Genomic DNA, 18,253 nt, shown 5'->3' on the forward strand with positions numbered 1-18,253 from the left:
CCTCTAGTCGATTTCGTTTAACTTTCTTATTTCTTCATCACTTTTGCGTTGAATCATTCGGATATACACAACTTCGATGAGTATAAATAACAGCACAACTAATGCAATGACAGCGCTGTTTTTCAAGCTGTACACGGTTGTAGGCATCGCCGTTAATAACGACCAAATCCCAAAAATGCCACTAACGACTGCGACCGAAATGACTAAGCTGAAATAGAGCCAAATTTGCTTGCGCGCTGATGCACAAATCGCTTCGACATTCGCACCAAGCATCGCTAACGTTTGATAGCGACCGCGCGTGCTTCTTTGCTGCATTAAGAAGTTTAAGCCTAGTACGGTATTAGCGATAATTAAAAACATCACACCTAAATAAAACGTTGTATAGCTTCCCGCCACGGTGAAAAATAGCTGTCTGCCCATACTCGCGAGATAGCTCTCAAACTGCAAACCAGTTGGATCAAGGAGTTGGTCGACCTCAAACATCGCCTGCATTAGCCCTTTTTCTTCAATGAAATCGTCTTTTAATGTCATATTCCAAAGCCAAGTTTCCTCAGTGTCAAAATACTGCTCGAATAATGCATCCGGTACAATCAACGAGTACATTAATGTAATCGCTCTGTCTGCCACAATATTATCAGAGTATAACGTCGGTAAGAGCGTATATTCATTTTCTGCTATTTCAACTGACGGATTTTTTTTCAATGTGTCTTTTAATAAATCATAAGGCGCTCCTGTATCGTCACTTGTATACATGGCCACCTCATCGTCAGCTAATACAATTGTTTTCTTACCGGCTGCCTCAAGCATCGAATTATAGCTCGATAAAGCAATAAAATATGGCATGCTTTGCATCGAGAAATTGTTTAATAAAATTTCTTTTGGCTCTGAGTCAGCTTGGTTCGATATGGTTTCAATTAAATTTGTCCATGCAAAATGGTAATGAGGTTCCCCTTCTGATGAGTAGAATGAATGTAATGCCATTCCATAATAAGTCTCAATGTAAGGTGCTAGTTTGTCTGATTGTAATACAGGCGCAATTTCATTTTCCTCACCATTAAACGTATAATCTACCGTGCGATTTGCTACCGCGCTATTTGTTAACGCGGTCGACGTACCAAACGCGAAGCATACCAACGCCATTAAAATGAGCAGTGACGAAATTGCCAGTGAGCTCCATTGATGTAATACATTTTCTTGCAATTGTCTCGCTGTAAACATCGATAAACCCGTTGAAGTACTGCCTTTACGTTTTACGTATACACCAATTAAACTACCTAAGCCACGGAATAAAAAAAACGTCCCACCTACGCCGATCAGTAGAATCAACGCAAAGATTTTATAATCAAAATTTCGTAAATATAAAATCGCCATGCCGTACGCTACACATAAAAAAATTGTTCCAAATAATAAGGCAGCCCCGTATAGTAAGCTCGCCGCGCCCCATTTAGGTGCTAATGTTGTTTGCGATTTTTCCTTTTCTTCATGAAGTAAATCCATTGGCTCTTTACGACTCATTGTAAAGCTTAACAGGAGCATAGCAAGTAATTGAACAATGAAGAAACCACAAATTGTTAAGCCAATGCCCGTCCAAGAAATACGAAACGACTGTCCAATAATCCCCATGCCCACTAAACGTGACGTCGTTAAATTAATGATTGCTGTTAAAAATAACGAAATCGGCAACCCGATACAAAGCGCTACAATCCCATTCCAAATCGTTTCCCCCATAATCATGAAAAACAGCTTACTTTGCTTCATGCCCATCATTAAATACAAACCAAACTCATGACTTCGCTGCTGCAATTGATAACGATTCGCAAAATACACGAGGAAAAACACGAACACTAAAGAAACCCCATAAAGTACCGGAATCATGAGCAGTAATCGCTCAACCGCATTACTTTCAATCGTCTTTAAATACAGCATGACGTCTTGTTCACCTAATGACAAAATCACATAAAAAGCCACAATCGATACGATAAGTGAAGCGAAATACACACCGTTTTCCTTCCGCGTTTTGCGACTATTGCGCTTCACAAAATCAAAGAACATTGCTACTACCTCCAGCAAGCTGCGCCATCACCATCACGATGCGCTCATAAAACGACTGTTGTGATTCCCCAGGTACATTCTTACGTAATTCATGGAAAATAACCCCGTCTTGAATAAACAAGATTCTCGAGCAATAGCTCGCCGCATTGGCATCATGTGTCACCATTAAAATGGTCGATCCATGTTGTTGATTGTTTGTCGACAATTTATCCATTAAGATTTTCGCATTTTTTGTATCAAGCGCGCCTGTTGGTTCATCCGCTAACACGATACTTGGATTTGAAATGAGCGCTCTTGCAGCAGCAACGCGTTGTTTCTGACCGCCAGACAATTGTGACGGGAATTTATTTAACACATCCTCAAGCTCAAACTGCTTCGCTAATTGCACAAGTTCTTTTTCCTGCTCTTTTATGTTGACCCCATGAATCGATAATGGCAGTATTATATTTTCCTTAGCTGTTAAGTTATCAATGAGTTCAAATTGCTGAAATAAGTAACCGATTTTATTGCCTCGGTAAGCTGCTAACTGCACGCCTTTAAAGGATGAAATATTTTGTCCCTCGAGTAAAATTTGGCCAGATGTTGGCTTAATCATGGTCGCGATCGTATTGAGCAATGTCGTTTTACCAGAGCCACTTGCCCCCATAATCCCAAGAAATTCCCCCGGTAACACATCAAATGTGACACCTTTTAACGCAGCCGTTTCACTTTGACCTTTCCCAAAAACTTTACGGACTTCTTTCACTTGCAGTAATTTACTCACATTCACCTGTATAGCCCCCCGATTCATTCTCTATAGCATTACTTTACTACAAAGTAGCCGGAAATTACTCTTACAGTTGACGTAAGGTTTCGTACCGCGGTGCTCGTTAAGGCTGTCATATGGTATTAGATTACTACTGTACTTTACCCATCCTCACTAAATGCACCAACATACATATCAATATCGATGAAGGCATTGATGCTACTGGCAAATCGGCTAAACTCAGGCCAAATTACCAAGCCCGGCGTGCGCCCGTTTTCCATGGTAATCACGAGTGCAATTTGAACATTTAGATTCAAGCGTTCTTTTAAGCTATTAATGATGTCCACTTTGCCACTAAAATTTTCAAGCAGCGGATCAAGCACTTCTTCCACAACCAAGGTTTCAAGCGTTTCCGTCTCATATTTCCAAGCAGTATGATCGCGTTTAAGTGGTGTATGGGTATTCACTCGCTCCCCCACCTTCCACGTACGCGTTGGCTGTACACCTAAGCTTTCCGTTACAGCATCTAAAGGAAAATCATCATTTCCTGTGAATTTTATATAAGCATATAATGCTGTTTGCTCACTTGTCACTATGTTCTCACACTCCGTCTCTCACGCATCTTTGTCATAGCAGTCCTTCATCGCATCAAAAACGACCATTTGCTTAAAGTCTGCTCGTCCCATCAATAATCGCTCACATACCATATATAAAAAATATAGCCACTCCCAGTCACGCTCAGCTATTGCTTGCTTAGCTCCCGCTTCGATATACGGGACAACAACGGTTTTATCCAAGGTTTGAAAATACAGGACGGCTTCGTTTGCTCCAGGCCAATTGATATCCTGAAACAGCTCGACAATTCGTGGGAAGGCTGTTTCATTGTGAGGATAACCGATTACTTCAATGACTTTCATCGCATTTTGCCAGCAGCTTTTACCGTATGGTGGGAAGATGAGTGCCAGCTGGTCACGCGGCGTATTGGTAATGAGCCACTCTATTGCTACTTGCTGTATTTCCTCAGGTAAGTGCCAGTGCAATTCAAACGCATAATGCTTAACTAACTCTGTATCCATTTGAGTCTCCTTTATCTCGAACATTTAGTTTTACTATCTGACAGGAAAAACTTTGTATTATCACCAATAATATTAGTATATTCAGAAAATAATAGCTAGGAGTTACAAATGGTCCAAGTGAAAGTGATTTTGGGCCTTATTATAGCGAGGTAGATGACTTACGCACCTAAACTACTTAGCACTTTTTTATTTGATGTCAATGTTTTCAAAGCTACATTTTGGTAACTATGTAAAATGAAAAAATTCGCCGATCAAATTTATGACTGGCGAACTTTTTTCTTTGCAATCCCCTGTAAAAAAATCACTGATAATAGTAGAAATTAGTAACATTCATTTCATCGCTAATTATAAATTGGTAGCCGTTTGGTAAAGTTGATCAGCCGTGCTAGCTACAGTTCTCGTTTCATCTCCAATAATGCTAATTACGTTACTTAAATTAGATACATCTAAAGCTACTTGCTTAATTTGTTGTTCATTTTGATCAATGGCTATTAAAATTTGTTGGAATATTTTTTGTGTTTCTAGTGAAAATTTTGTACTAGATTCGACACGTGCTTCCACATCTTCGATCATTTGAACAGCCGTCGTTGTTAATGATGAGGAATTACGAATGAGATTCGTTATGTTTTCTACTGAGTGTTTCGATTGTTCAGCAAGCTTACGTACTTCTTGAGCTACAACCGCAAATCCTTTTCCGTGATCGCCAGCTCTTGCAGCCTCTATTGATGCATTTAAGGCAAGTAAATTGGTTTGATCTGCAATATTTTTAACGAATGCGATAATATCAATAATTTGTTCAGAAGAAACTTTTAGATTTCCTATTATCCTACCCATTTCTTTTGTACTATCAGTAATTTCTAGCATCTCTTGCTCTAATTTAGTAACATCACTTTTACCAACAACCGCATCTTTATGAATCTGATGTACGATTTCCACATTGGATGTGATCGTTTTACTAATTTCACGCGTATGACCATTTACTTGTTCGATCGATAGGTTTGTATCCTCTGTTAAATCAGCTAGATTCTGAATAATAGAATATATTTTATCTTTAAGTTCATTTTTCACGATTTCATATTGCGCGCTACGAAGTCGATCGTTTTCTTTTTCGTTTTCCTCTAATACAATTTGCATTTCAAGATTAATTAGTTTCGAAACAGTTAATGTTATATTTTCACGTAATTTAGGGTCCATAATATCGTGGCAAATGAGTGTAATAATCGTCTCTTGTAGCTTTTGAAATGTACCCATGTACCATTTGGAATCTAACCCAATTTTAAAGTGCATACGTGCAATTTTTCTTTTATGTTCAATTGTTTCGTCATTAAAAATGCCATCAAACATGGAAATTATATACGAACCTATTGTTTTCTTAAGACGGTCAATTTGGGTACGATCTTCTATAATTTTTCGTAATGAGGGAATTAACATTACATTTTGATAAAACACATCGGTAATCTCCTCGATACCTGCGATTATGAACTGTTGATAAGACTTAATTCGGCGTAGATCATTCTCTTGAATACCAATAAACTTCATTTGTTGTGCTAATTCCGGCATATTTGTAAAAGCGATAATCGGTTTAAAGCTATCTAATTGTTTCGGTTCTTCCGCTTCTACTAACGATGATCTTTGTTTCCACCATTTCATCATAATACTACCCCTCACCCTTTTTGTATAACCATTGTATAACATTTATTATTTAACATGTCAATTATATTACATTTTACGAATTAAATTAGACAAAGGTTATACAATATAGATTTCTTTTATTCTAATAAGATAAGATGGAAATAAAAGGTTCTAATAAAAGATCAAGAGGAAAATAATTATGGTATGTAAAAACTGTTTAACGATGGAATCAGCCCAAAGAGTACTGCCAAAATGCAATAACGGTCGACGGCTAATCGGATGAGTCAGTAAAAATTCTGCAGTACGATTTTTTTCTTCATCGGCTAATGCACTAATCCCTAATAATGCGGCAAAAAATCCGCCTCCGAGCCCTAAAATATCGCCCCCCTTATTGCCATAAAAGTCCTTGATGATTTATACACGAAGGCTATGAATCCAAAAAATAAGAATGATTACACTTTAAACTAAATATAATACTTTGAACTAATTCTTCTACAGAAATTGTTTTATCACTAACTTGTTTTAAGTCGCAAATACAAAAATGTGCATTAAATTCGTTGCTTAAAGTTATGCAACCACACGAAAATATTGCGGTAATTTTATAAGAAAGAGGCGAACCCATGCAATCTAGACAACGGTTATCTACTAATTTTTCAGTAGTGTTTGTTTTAGGAACTTTTATTTGCTTGATTTTTGCTGTGCCTTTATTTTTAGAAAGTGACTTGTTCACACTTCCAAATTCTTTTAAACAATTCAATACCATTTTTCTCAGTATTTTAATTGAAGCCATTCCATTTGTATTGATTGGCGTACTAATTGCAGGGTTTATTCAAATTTTTATCACGGAGGATCACTTACGCGCTTGGATACCAAAAAATAAAATTTCGGCTGTTTTAATGAGTTGTGTGGTTGGCGCATTATTTCCAGCTTGTGAATGTGGGATCGTGCCGATTGTCCGCAGATTAATTGGTAAGGGTGTACCTTTGTACGCAGGGATTGGCTTTTTATTAACAGGGCCGCTCATTAATCCGATTGTTATCATTTCGACGTATATGGCCTTTGGTAATGATTTAAAAATGGCGCTCTTACGTATGGGCGTTGGGTTCATTGCAGCAGTAATCATTGCACTGATTGTCAGCTTTTTATATAAATCAAACCAATTAAAAAGTAAGATAGAGTTGGATAGCTCGGTTACGAATCCAACAAAAAAACAACCAATCGTGCTAAGAATTCACGAAATGTTAAACCATGCAATAGATGAATTTTTTGATATGAGTAAGTATTTAATTATGGGTGCTTTTGTAGCCGCTTTACTTCAAACTTATGTGTCAGCACAATCACTTTTCTTATTTGGCGATGGACTCGTTCAGTCGACAATTGTCATGATGGCACTCGCGTATTTTTTATCGCTGTGTTCAGAAGCCGATGCTTTCATTGGTGCAAGTTTTAAAAATTTATTTCCTTCTACATCGATATTAGCTTTTCTTATTTACGGACCCATGATTGATTTGAAAAATACGATTATGTTATTGAGTGTATTTAAAGCGAAATTTGTCTTCGTGCTATTTCTTCTTATTACATCCATTGTATTTATTTGTGTTTATTTATCGAGCTTTATATAAGGAAGGATTGAATAGGTGAAGCTGAACGCGCAACATGTATTGAAGGTCGTACTTTTAGGTTTATTTACGTTGTTTTTTGTCAATTTACAGATCACAGGCGATATTTCGAAGTACATTAATCCAAAGTATAGCTTTATGAGTAAATTGACGGCGGCTATCTTTTTTATTTTATTTTTCATCCAGTTATTTCGAATTTTTGAGAACAAGTCGATTCATCATGTGTGTTCAACCAATTGTAACCATGACCATGGCAATAATCGCTTTAATTTATCAAAAGTCCTAGGTTTCACAATCATTGCCTTTCCAATCATGACTGGATTTACAATTCCACCTGCTACACTCGATTCTTCTATTGCCGCAAACAAAGGCTCTGTACTCACGCAGATGAGTGGTGGACAAAGGGAACCGGCCTCACTTGACCAATCATTAGAATCTTCAGAGCCACTAGTAGAAAAAGAGCATCTTGATATTTATTCAGACGAATATACACCGTTACTTAACACGAACTATCTTACTGAAGCAGAATTAGCAGAAAAAACGGCTATCCTCGAAGGTTCTGAACAAATTGTGATGAATGAGGATATATTTAGCTCTTACTATACAAAGATAAACGATAGCCCTCAATCTTACGCTGGCAAGACGATTAAGATGAGTGGATTTGTTTTTAAGGAAGGCGAATTTACTAGTAACCAGCTCGTACTTTCAAGATTTTTAATTAACCATTGTATAGCAGATGCGAGTATCATTGGATTTCTAACTGAATTTGAAGAGGCTGCTACGATTACACAAGATACGTGGCTTGAAATCGAAGGGATTCTAAGTGTGGGCAGTTATGATGGCTATGAATTACCTATCGTCAAAGTATCGAATTGGAAGGTAATCGATGAACCAAGTGACCCCTATATTTTCCCGATTATAACGTGGTGGGATTAGGTTTAGTAGCAGTTAAGAGTGATTAGGTAATGTACCTGATCACTTAGCGGGTATGTGTGATGACACAAATGAGCATTCGTGAAGGTAAGTTGGAAAATGATTCAACGGATTTAGAACGATTACTTGGTCGCAAACCAGCTTCAGTAAAAGAAGCATTACAACAATTATTAACAAAGGGTGAAGCCACATAGTGTTAAGCGGCTTCACCTTTTTATTTGTTTTAATACTACTGTTTTACGTCCAATTTTTCACGCAATACTTTTGCTGCAGCAACCATGTTTTTAAGTGCTGCGATTGTTTCTGGCTCCTGACGTGTTTTTAAGCCGCAATCTGGATTTACCCAAAATAATGGTGCAGGAATAACTGCTAAGCTATCGTTTAAAATATCCGTCATTTCAACAATCTCTGGTACACGTGGACTATGAATATCATACACACCTAAACCTACACCATACGGATATGAATCGTCTTGTAGTGAATGAATTAATTCCCCGTGACTACGAGATGTTTCCAGTGAGATCACATCGGCATTTAATGCGGTAATGGGTTCGATGAAATCATTGAACTCGCAATAGCACATATGCGTGTGAATTTGTGTTTCATTATCAACGTTTGAAGTTGATAATTTGAAAGCTTTGACCGCCCATTGTAAATAATCGGCCCAGTTTTCTTTACGTAGTGGTAAGCCTTCTCGTAAAGCTGGCTCATCAACCTGAATAATGCGAATTCCGGCATCTTCAAGCGCCGCTACTTCTTTACGTAGGGCAAGTGCAATTTGATTGGCTACATCCGCGCGTGAAATATCGTCACGGACAAATGACCAGTTTAAAATTGTCACGGGACCTGTTAGCATTCCTTTTACATATTTCGATGTTTTCGATTGTGCAAATACTGCTTCTTTTACAGTCATCGGAGCTGTCCAGTCCACATCACCAAAGATGATTGGTGGTTTTACACAACGAGAGCCGTATGACACAACCCAAGCATTTTTCGTAAATGCAAAGCCTTCAAGTTTTTCGCCGAAATATTCCACCATGTCTGTACGCTCGAATTCACCATGTACTAAAACATCTAACCCTAATTGCTCTTGAATGTGAATCCATCGTGTTGTTTCTTCATTTAATTTTTCTTCATATGCTTCATCTGATAGATTACCTTTACGCCAAGCCGCGCGCCACGCTTTTACTTCTCTTGACTGCGGGAAGCTACCTATTGTTGTCGTTGGGAACAATGGTAAATTTAATGCTCGCTGCTGCAAGGCTAAACGTTCTTCAAATGCTAATGGACGATGGAAATCCTGATTCGTTAATTGCTTGAGCTCATTTGCTACCTTTGCATTATTGCGACTGACATCGGTTTGTAGTGCCTCGATTGCCTTCATACTCGCTGAAACAGCTGATGGATTCGGCCATACACCCGTTTCAATATACTCGGTAATCTGTACAATTTCCGGAATTTTTTCATCACTAAACGCTAGCGCATTTTTTAATACGGGCTGTAAGGTAACCTCCACCTTCGTTGTAACTGGACAATGTTGTAAACTACAAGACGATTGAATCCAAATTTCATTATTTGGAATATAATACTGAATCGCTTGTACAAATTGTGCCTGTTCCATTAAATTCGTGCGCCAAATATCACGACCATTAATTAAGCCAATCGCTAATACTTTATCTTGTGGGAAGCCATAGTGACGAATCGCTTGAATATTTCCCTTTTTACCATGAACAAAATCTAAACCAAAACCGGCAACAGGTAGCTTTATCAGGCGTTCATAGTTGGATAACGCTTCAAAATACGTTGTCAGGATTATGTTCGCTGTCGTCGCCTCATCCAGTTGCTTATAAATTTCTTCTACTAGGCGTATGTCTTCTTCTGTTAATTCTAGTGTTAATGCAGGCTCTTCTATTTGCACAGAACTTGCACCAGCTTCTGCTAACTGCTGGATTAACGTACTATATAGAGGTACTAGCTGAATCATAAAGCTAGCTAATTGTTTTTCATCGTACCCTTTTGTTAATTTTGCAAATGTGTACGGTCCGATTAAGGTTGCTTTTAGCTCGATACCCGTCACTTCTTTTGCTTCGTTTAACCAATCAACGTAAATGTTATGATTTAATTGCAATTTCGCGTCGTTATATTCAGGTACGATATAGTGATAGTTTGTATTGAACCATTTTGTCATTTCTGATGCAACCGTATCATCATTACCACGCGCCATTGCGTAATATGTTGTTAAAGTTTTGGCTCCTTCAATATGTTGATAACGTTCCGGTATCATGTTAAATAAAAAGGCTAAATCTAACATACGATCGTAATAGGTAAAATCCCCGACTGTTATTTGTGTTAATCCTAGCGCTTCTTGCTTTTTAATCGATGCTTTACGTAAGTTGGCAAATTCTAGTTGTAATTCCCGTTCTGATAGCTCCTGCTTCCAAAAACGTTCCACAATCTTTTTCCATTCACGATTTTCCCCAATATACGGATAACCAACTACTGCTGCTTTTACACTCACTTTCATCAACCTCCAAATTGTCGTTTACATAACCAAATAAAAAACCACTATTTCACATGAGAAATAGCGGTGGAAGTTTTGATGCATCAACAAATAAGCAAACGATTAGGTTCACTGTATCTCGCACAAAACACCACTTATCTCCTCGTAAGCTTTTGGTGTGTACTAGGAAATAGGCAGGTCTCCTGACTTATCATCAACATTTGTTAACAGCCTTCCCAGTCACCCAGTGGCGTTTGTTAAAAAACTCCGAATTACAGTTGCGGGACAGTGATGGAATTGCACCATGCTTCCCTTTTCAGCTTGCTCTCACAAGCACCTATTCTTAACACGTTATGTAATTGACACTAACTATAGCATAACTTGTTCTATTGATAATCTATTTTTCTGAAAATTATTATATTTTAGGGAAATGAAGCAATATTCGTTTCCAAGCGAGATTTATTGTACAAGTTCATCCCAACTTTTAAACTTTTTCTTGATAATTTATTTTGGTTACGGCACTATAAATACAGAACATTTTTAGCAAAAGGTACGTCTAAAATTTAGTAACATAATTGGCAAGTCACTTGCATTACAACTAACATGGGAGGTTTTTTATGTACGATGTTTGTATTATAGGTGGCGGTCCTGCTGGTATGTATAGTGCGTTTTACTGTGCATCACGTGGATTAAACACCTTACTTTTAGAGGGCAATAAAAAATTAGGCGGACGGCTACATTATTATTTAGATATGCCGATTTATGACCTACCTGGACAGTACGGGATTACTGCCGAGGAATACTTACGAAATTTAGAACGACAATTACATATTAGCTCGGCACAAATTCTGTTAAATGAGCGTGTGCGGCATGTACATTTTGACCAGCACTTTACGGTTCAAACGACTTCGAATACTTATGAAGCAAAAACGATCATCAACGCAACGGGTACGGGCTATATTCAGCACAAAAAATTACAAAGTGAATCCATCACAGCAGCAGCGCTCCCGCACATTAGCTATTCTTTACCCGCTAATTTTGAAAGCACTGAAAAAATTGCCATTATCGGACACACTCCGATGGCAATCGATTGGGCCATCCAGTTAAAAAAGCGCGGTGTCGACGTGTTACTGATCGAATCCCAATCAATTCAGCTACAGCCCATTTTAATGGATGCGATACAGGCACTTCAAATTCCAATACGTTCCTTGCAGCACACTCAAATTGATTATCACTTAAGTACCTTTAGCATCAATGACGAACCGTTCTCGCATGTTTTCTGTCATATTGGCACGACAAAAGAGAGCTTCACGCTCCCTTGCCGCGTCGTACAAAAAGATAATAGTTACACGTCGTTAGCTGGCTATTTTATCGCTGGGGATGCCCGTTTTGAACAAGATAAGCTCAAGCTGATCCACGGTGCAACACACGATGCCATGCAGGCCAGTAACGCAGCTTATTTATATTTAAAACCGAATGACACGTACCAGCCAATAGTTTCAACACATCATCCGATTTTTAAAGATTGGAATAGACACTAGAAAAGTTACGGGTTCTCCGACCAAACTTTGAAAAGCGGCGTCCGGAAATTACTTTCCAGACACCGCTTTATCTTTATGCTTGTTGCACTTTATTCGTAAATCGTGGATGTGCCCATAATTCACGCCATTTCATGAATGATGCTATGACAATGATTAATCCTAGTGTTAACATAATTACCGATAACACACCGTTTAACACATTGTAGCCACCTGCCGCTGCATTCCAGTACACATTTTTAACCATCCAGTAACCTGCAACGTTTACCGTTACATAAAGATACACTAATGGAATAAAGCACGTTAACACGTAAATGCGCTTATCTGCAACTTTTAATACAAATGTTACGCCACATACTAAACCAATCGACGCCATTAACTGATTCGACACACCAAACAGTGCCCAAACCGACGCAATATCACCCGAATTCAGTAAGTACCCCCACATGACACAAGCGAGCGCACTTGCCCCGATTGTACCCGGTAACCAGTCTGTTTTCTTCAGTGGCTTATAAACATTTCCTAGGAAATCTTGAATTAAATAACGTGCTGTACGCGTTCCCGCATCAATTGCCGTTAAAATAAATACCGCTTCAAACATAATGACAAATTGATAGAAGTAGCTTGTTAAATGACTAAACCATTCCACTCCAGAGAAAATCGAAGCCATACCAACAGCAAGTGTTACCGCACCACCCGTACGCCCCTCTAAATCCATCCCGATTGCTTCTGAAAGTGCTGGTAAATCAACAACGGACATACCAAGCGTTGCAAATTTCTCAGGTGTTGAGTTAATAGCAAAATAGTCTCCCGGATGTAAAACTGTCGCTGCGATTAATGCCATAATAGCTACGACACACTCAACTAACATCGCGCCAAAACCAACGACGCGAATATCTTCCCAACGATCTAACATTTTCGGTGTTGTCCCTGAACCTACAAACGCATGGAACCCAGATATCGCACCACATGCAATGGTGATCGATACGAACGGCCACACGGGACCTGCAACGATTGGACCTCCACCACCTAAAAAGTCAGGAATAATAGCTGGGAATTGAATAACCGGATTAATTAGGAACACCCCGATAATTAACGCAATGAACACACCGATTTTCATAAAGCTTGATAAATAATCACGCGGCGCAAGTAAGAACCACACTGGTAAAGCAGCCGCAAAGAATGCATAAATTGGTAAAATAATAGATAATGTTTCTTTATCTAATGTAAGTAAATCTCCAAGCCACGTTCCTTGAATAGCTGGTCCGTAAAATACAGCCGCAACAAGGAGCGCGATTCCTAATATCGTAGAAAACTTTAAATTCCCCGTAAATTTGTTAATTAAGCCCATAAGCATCGCAATTGGAATCGTTGCTGCTACGGCAAATGTACCCCACGGATTATCTGCTAATGCACCTAAAATAACCATGGATAAACCGGCCATTGTAATGGTAATGATGAATAGCATCGCTAACCCTGTACAAAAACCTGCCACCGGTCCTAATTCTTCACGCATTACTTCAGAAAGTGATTTACCTCCCTTTGTCATCGAAGCAAATAATACAACCGCATCGTGTACTGCTCCCCCGATTACTGCACCAACTAGTAACCAAATATAACCTGGTAAGTAACCAAATTGTGCTGCTAAGATTGGACCAACAAGTGGACCAGCCGCTGCAATCGCCGCGAAGTGATGACCAAACGCTATCCATCTATTCGTTGGCACGAAATCCTTACCATCTTCATTTTCATGCGCTGGTGTTGGCATGTCTTCATTAATTTTTAATACCTTTTTTGTAAAGAAAATTCCATAAAAACGATAGGCAATCACTAAAATACAGATTGCTGCAATCACTAAAGTTATGGCGTTCATAATGCTTCCCCCAATATATGTATTTACTAAATGACCATTTTGAAAAATAAGATAATTCTAAATTTTTATGCATCAATTAGTTTTTCTCATCCTAGCATCTTTTTTGTTCTATAACAAATGTTTTTAGAATAGTAATCTGTTATACAAACAGATGCATTTATATAGAATAAACGCTATTTTTAAAAGAATATTCCAAATTAATTTTATACAATTATAGCGCTTTAATTGTTCTTAATATTCTAGAAAAACTCAAAATTTCGTCCATTTCACTTTGGATTAACCAATTTTTATTATTGCAATCTAATTTCATCTCTGTTAGCGTAGGAGGCACAAATCAATCATTGAATTGGTATAACTAACGCACTTAGTTATTTAAAAGGGAAGTCTGTGAAAGTCAGACACTGTCCCGCAACTGTAATTGGGAGTTTATTCGCACAAGCCACTGTCATGGGAAGGCGCGAATAAATGTTGATCATAAGTCAGGAGACCTGCCAAGTTCATTGCATCGATCAACCTACGTGGATCTAGGGAAGATGTTAATATTTGTCGCACAGATCACACTTCATTATGAATGTGTTTATTTAGCAACTAATATTAGCAGCTTACTCTTAAGTAAGTTGCTTTTTTGTTCGCACAGAATGATAACGCTTACACCCGTAGCACTCTAATTAAGAAAAGGTGAATTACTTCATGTTAAGCATTCAAAAAGTTTTAGTTGCCAACCGTGGCGAAATTGCAATTCGAGTATTTCGAGCACTAACAGAAATGAAAATCAAAACCGTAGCGATTTATTCCAATGAAGACAATGGATCCTACCACCGCTATAAAGCAGATGAAGCATATTTAGTTGGTGAAGGAAAAAAACCAATAGATGCATACTTAGATATTGAGGGCATTATCGATATTGCAAAAAAATGCGGAGCGGATGCGATTCATCCAGGATACGGATTTTTATCTGAAAATCTTCATTTCGCACAACGCTGTGAAGAAGAAGGTATTATCTTTATTGGGCCAACAACCGATCATTTATACATGTTTGGCGATAAAGTAAAAGCTCGTGAACAAGCGGTTTTAGCTGGAATTCCTGTTATTCCTGGAACAGATGGACCGATTGCTTCGCTTGAGGAAGCAATTGATTTTGCCAATACATACGGTTACCCAATCATGATTAAAGCGGCACTTGGTGGTGGCGGTCGTGGGATGCGTTTAGTTGAAACAGCGAGCCAACTTGGGGAAGGCTATACGCGCGCAAAATCAGAAGCAAAAGCAGCTTTTGGCTCTGATGAAGTGTATGTAGAAAAGGCAATCATAAAGCCAAAGCATATTGAAGTACAAATTATTGGGGATACTCATGGGAATATCGTTCACTTATATGAACGTGATTGTTCGATCCAGCGTCGCCATCAAAAGGTCGTTGAAATTGCACCGTCAATTTCCATTTCTAGTAAACTACGTCACAATATTTGTAATGCAGCTGTCAAGCTCATGCAAAACGTTAACTATGTAAACGCAGGTACCGTTGAATTTTTAGTAGCTGATGATGCATTTTATTTCATTGAAGTAAACCCTCGAATTCAAGTGGAGCATACGATTACGGAAATGATTACCGGTATTGATATTGTGCAAACACAAATTCATATCGCCGCTGGTAAAAGCCTAAAAGATGCGGAAGTTGGTGTACCCAGCCAACAAGATATCCCCCTTTTCGGCTATGCAATTCAATCTCGCGTCACAACGGAAGATCCACAAAATCAGTTTATGCCGGATACTGGAAAACTTCAGGTGTACCGTTCATCAGGTGGTTTCGGCGTTCGTTTAGATGCCGGAAATGGCTTCCAAGGTGCTGTTGTCACACCTTACTATGATTCATTACTTGTGAAAATCTCCACTTGGGGTACAACATTTAAGCAAGCCGCTGAAAAAATGGATCGTAACTTACGTGAGTTCCGCATTCGCGGAGTTAAAACAAATATTTCATTTTTAGAAAACGTCATGGTACACCCAAGCTTTTTAAAAGGTGATTTTAATACAAGCTTTATTGATACAACACCTGAACTACTTGATTTTAAATTACCAAAAAACCGTGCATCAAAACTGCTGGATTACATTGGTAATGTTACAGTCAACGGTTTCCCTGGTGTCGATACAAAAACAAAACCGATTTTAACGAAGCCTCGTATACCAGACATTTTCGTACCGACTGATTTACAAGGTACGAAGCAAATTCTTGATACACAAGGTGTCGATGGTTTAGTCAAATGGATTCAAGCACAAGACGATGTATTGTTAACAGATACAACAATGCGTGATGCGCATCAGTCGTTACTTGCGACGCGTATGCGAAGTACCGATATACTTGCGGTTGCAAAAGAAACAGCAGCTGGTATGCATTCACACTTCTCACTTGAAATGTGGGGTGGCGCAACATTTGACGTCGCTTACCGTTTTTTAAAAGAAGATCCTTGGACACGTTTAGAGCAGCTACGAAAAGAAATTCCAAATGTATTATTCCAAATGCTACTGCGCGGGGCTAATGCGGTTGGTTATAAAAACTATTCGGATAATGTCATTCGCGAGTTTATCGCACAGTCTGCCGAATCAGGTATTGATGTATTCCGCATTTTCGATTCATTAAACTGGATTCAGTCGATGGAAATTTCAATTGATGCCGTGCGTCAAGCGGGCAAAGTCGCCGAAGCAGCGATTTGCTATACGGGCGATATTTTAAATGATGGGCGGGCGAAATATTCTGCTCAATATTATAAGGATATGGCAAAACAACTTGAACAAGCCGGCGCACATATTTTAGCGATTAAAGATATGGCGGGTCTTTTAAAACCTGAAGCCGCCTACCGTTTAGTATCTGAATTAAAAGCAGTAACAGACCTACCGATTCATTTGCACTCACACGATACGAGTGGCAACGGTATTTACACCTATGCTCGTGCCATTGATGCAGGTGTTGATATTATCGACACGGCCCTTGGTTCAATGTCTGGCTTAACGTCACAACCATCTGCTAACTCATTAGTTTATGCATTGGATGGTGCAAAACGACAAGTACGTGCTGATATTGAGGCATTAGAAAAACTTTCTTATTACTATGAAGATGTACGCAAATATTACCGTGAATTCGAAAGTGGTATGGTGAGCCCGCATTCAGAGGTATATGTCCATGAAATGCCAGGCGGTCAATATAGTAACCTACAGCAGCAAGCTAAAAGTGTTGGCCTTGGCGATCGCTGGGAAGAAGTAAAGGTGATGTACGGTCGCGTCAATTTACTGTTTGGCGATATCGTGAAAGTAACCCCTTCTTCAAAAGTTGTTGGGGATATGGCACTATTTATGGTACAAAACAATTTAAATGAAGAAACCATATTAACACGCGGTCAAACTCTAGACTTCCCTAGTTCAGTAATTGAATTATTCCAAGGCTATTTAGGTCAGCCACATGGTGGATTCCCGAAGGAACTACAACGCGTCATCTTAAAAAATCGTGCGCCAATAACCGTACGACCTGGTGAATTATTACCAGAGGTCGATTTACAAGTCATTTTGCACATGCTTGAGGAAAAATATCCACAACGCACCTTTACGAAAAAGGATTGTATCGCCTATGCGCTGTATGACAAAGTATTTGAAGCATATGTTCAAACAAATGAACAATTCGGTGATATTACGGTGTTAGATACACCGACATTCATTTATGGACTAAAGCTTGGTGAAGAAATTGAGGTTGAAATTGAAAAAGGGAAAACGCTGATTATAAAACTCATTTCAATTGGCGAAGCCCAACATGATGGCACACGTATTTTGTACTTCGAGCTTAATGGTCAATCTCGTGAGTTAATCATTAAAGATTTCAGTTTAGATAGTAAGGAAGCAGCAATTTTAAAAGCAGATCCTACGAATACGAGCCAAATTGGTGCTACGATGCCTGGAACCGTATTAAAGGTAGTAATTAATAAAGGAAGTAAAGTAAAACGCGGTGACCATCTACTTATAACGGAAGCGATGAAAATGGAAACGACTGTTCAAGCTCCTAAAGATGGCATCATTAAAGAGATCTATGTACAAGCGGGCTCAGCCCTTTCCACTGGCGATTTATTAATCGAATTCGAATAGATGAAATTTACCCAAAGGACCACACACGATCTTGTGGTCCTTTCCCTCTTTTATAGATAAAATTTACAACTATTTAATACGAAACCTTCTTAAAATTCGAACATTTATTGACGAAATACTAATTATTGCTTATACTATAATTAGTTTTACTAATATAACT

At 38.6% G+C, this 18,253-nt stretch carries 12 protein-coding genes and 2 riboswitches; of the genes, 5 read left to right on the forward strand and 7 right to left on the reverse strand.

Features of this window, described 5'->3' with window-relative positions; all coding sequences use genetic code 11:
* Window positions 1-3: 3 nt before the first annotated feature.
* The 5 genes from NSQ62_RS12555 to NSQ62_RS12575 form a co-directional block, all read right to left on the reverse strand.
* Window positions 4-2,052 carry an ABC transporter permease gene (locus tag NSQ62_RS12555; RefSeq protein ID WP_341320474.1) on the reverse strand — a complete coding sequence of 683 codons (2,049 nt, stop codon included), beginning with the start codon at window positions 2,050-2,052 and terminating at the stop codon, window positions 4-6.
* Window positions 2,042-2,815, reverse strand: a complete 774-nt coding sequence (locus NSQ62_RS12560) for an ABC transporter ATP-binding protein (RefSeq protein ID WP_341323934.1) — start codon at window positions 2,813-2,815, stop codon at window positions 2,042-2,044. Before NSQ62_RS12560 ends, NSQ62_RS12555 begins: the two co-directional genes overlap by 11 nt.
* 143 nt (window positions 2,816-2,958) lie before the next feature.
* Window positions 2,959-3,390: a DUF4279 domain-containing protein gene (locus tag NSQ62_RS12565; RefSeq protein WP_341320475.1), complete on the reverse strand. Its 432-nt coding sequence runs from the start codon at window positions 3,388-3,390 to the stop codon at window positions 2,959-2,961.
* Window positions 3,391-3,411: 21 nt separating this feature from the next.
* Window positions 3,412-3,873, reverse strand: a complete 462-nt coding sequence (locus NSQ62_RS12570; protein WP_341320476.1) for a hypothetical protein — start codon at window positions 3,871-3,873, stop codon at window positions 3,412-3,414.
* A 345-nt stretch (window positions 3,874-4,218) separates the two neighbouring features.
* The gene (locus NSQ62_RS12575) at window positions 4,219-5,526 is read right to left on the reverse strand and encodes a globin-coupled sensor protein (RefSeq protein WP_341320477.1); all 1,308 of its coding nucleotides are present in this window, start codon (window positions 5,524-5,526) and stop codon (window positions 4,219-4,221) included.
* Window positions 5,527-6,125: 599 nt separating this feature from the next.
* Here NSQ62_RS12575 and NSQ62_RS12580 point away from each other — a divergent pair.
* The 3 genes from NSQ62_RS12580 to NSQ62_RS12590 are packed head-to-tail and all read left to right on the forward strand — an operon-like array spanning window position 6,126 to window position 8,251.
* Window positions 6,126-7,127, forward strand: coding sequence for a permease (locus NSQ62_RS12580; RefSeq protein WP_341320478.1), 1,002 nt, complete (start codon window positions 6,126-6,128; stop codon window positions 7,125-7,127).
* A gap of 15 nt (window positions 7,128-7,142) precedes the next feature.
* The gene (locus NSQ62_RS12585; protein ID WP_341320479.1) at window positions 7,143-8,060 is read left to right on the forward strand and encodes a TIGR03943 family protein; all 918 of its coding nucleotides are present in this window, start codon (window positions 7,143-7,145) and stop codon (window positions 8,058-8,060) included.
* 59 nt (window positions 8,061-8,119) lie between these two features.
* Complete coding sequence (locus tag NSQ62_RS12590; RefSeq protein ID WP_341320480.1) at window positions 8,120-8,251, forward strand: hypothetical protein; 132 nt, start codon at window positions 8,120-8,122, stop codon at window positions 8,249-8,251.
* A gap of 35 nt (window positions 8,252-8,286) precedes the next feature.
* Here NSQ62_RS12590 and metE read toward each other — a convergent pair whose 3' ends face one another.
* A complete protein-coding gene (gene metE, locus NSQ62_RS12595; RefSeq protein WP_341320481.1) occupies window positions 8,287-10,581 on the reverse strand; it encodes a 5-methyltetrahydropteroyltriglutamate--homocysteine S-methyltransferase in 2,295 nt (764 codons plus the stop codon).
* 151 nt (window positions 10,582-10,732) lie between these two features.
* Window positions 10,733-10,913: riboswitch (cobalamin riboswitch) on the reverse strand.
* A gap of 261 nt (window positions 10,914-11,174) precedes the next feature.
* On the opposite strand from metE, the gene NSQ62_RS12600 reads away from it, so the two are divergent.
* Window positions 11,175-12,098, forward strand: a complete 924-nt coding sequence (locus NSQ62_RS12600; RefSeq protein ID WP_341320482.1) for an NAD(P)/FAD-dependent oxidoreductase — start codon at window positions 11,175-11,177, stop codon at window positions 12,096-12,098.
* A gap of 73 nt (window positions 12,099-12,171) precedes the next feature.
* Here the strand turns inward: NSQ62_RS12600 and NSQ62_RS12605 are convergent, their stop codons facing one another.
* On the reverse strand, window positions 12,172-13,968 hold the full coding sequence (locus tag NSQ62_RS12605; RefSeq protein WP_341320483.1) for a carbon starvation protein A: 1,797 nt from the start codon (window positions 13,966-13,968) through the stop codon (window positions 12,172-12,174).
* Window positions 13,969-14,298: 330 nt separating this feature from the next.
* A riboswitch (cobalamin riboswitch) is annotated at window positions 14,299-14,479 on the forward strand.
* 179 nt (window positions 14,480-14,658) lie between these two features.
* On the opposite strand from NSQ62_RS12605, the gene pyc reads away from it, so the two are divergent.
* Window positions 14,659-18,093 (forward strand): pyruvate carboxylase, encoded by a 3,435-nt coding sequence (gene pyc / locus NSQ62_RS12610; RefSeq protein ID WP_341320484.1) that lies wholly within the window; start codon window positions 14,659-14,661, stop codon window positions 18,091-18,093.
* Window positions 18,094-18,253: the final 160 nt, after the last annotated feature.

Source organism: Solibacillus sp. FSL H8-0523 (assembly GCF_038051985.1).
Taxonomy (GTDB): Bacteria; Bacillota; Bacilli; order Bacillales_A; family Planococcaceae; genus Solibacillus.

Bases quoted from the DNA above. Each gene is read 5' to 3' on its own strand.
- NSQ62_RS12555 (WP_341320474.1), bottom strand. From the start codon at position 2,052: ATGTTCTTTGATTTTGTGAAGCGCAATAGTCGCAAAACGCGGAAGGAA.
- NSQ62_RS12570 (WP_341320476.1), bottom strand. From the start codon at position 3,873: ATGGATACAGAGTTAGTTAAGCATTATGCGTTTGAATTGCACTGGCAC.
- NSQ62_RS12575 (WP_341320477.1), bottom strand. From the start codon at position 5,526: ATGATGAAATGGTGGAAACAAAGATCATCGTTAGTAGAAGCGGAAGAA.
- NSQ62_RS12580 (WP_341320478.1), top strand. From the start codon at position 6,126: ATGCAATCTAGACAACGGTTATCTACTAATTTTTCAGTAGTGTTTGTT.
- NSQ62_RS12590 (WP_341320480.1), top strand. From the start codon at position 8,120: ATGACACAAATGAGCATTCGTGAAGGTAAGTTGGAAAATGATTCAACG.
- metE (WP_341320481.1), bottom strand. From the start codon at position 10,581: ATGAAAGTGAGTGTAAAAGCAGCAGTAGTTGGTTATCCGTATATTGGG.
- NSQ62_RS12600 (WP_341320482.1), top strand. From the start codon at position 11,175: ATGTACGATGTTTGTATTATAGGTGGCGGTCCTGCTGGTATGTATAGT.
- NSQ62_RS12605 (WP_341320483.1), bottom strand. From the start codon at position 13,968: ATGAACGCCATAACTTTAGTGATTGCAGCAATCTGTATTTTAGTGATT.
- pyc (WP_341320484.1), top strand. From the start codon at position 14,659: ATGTTAAGCATTCAAAAAGTTTTAGTTGCCAACCGTGGCGAAATTGCA.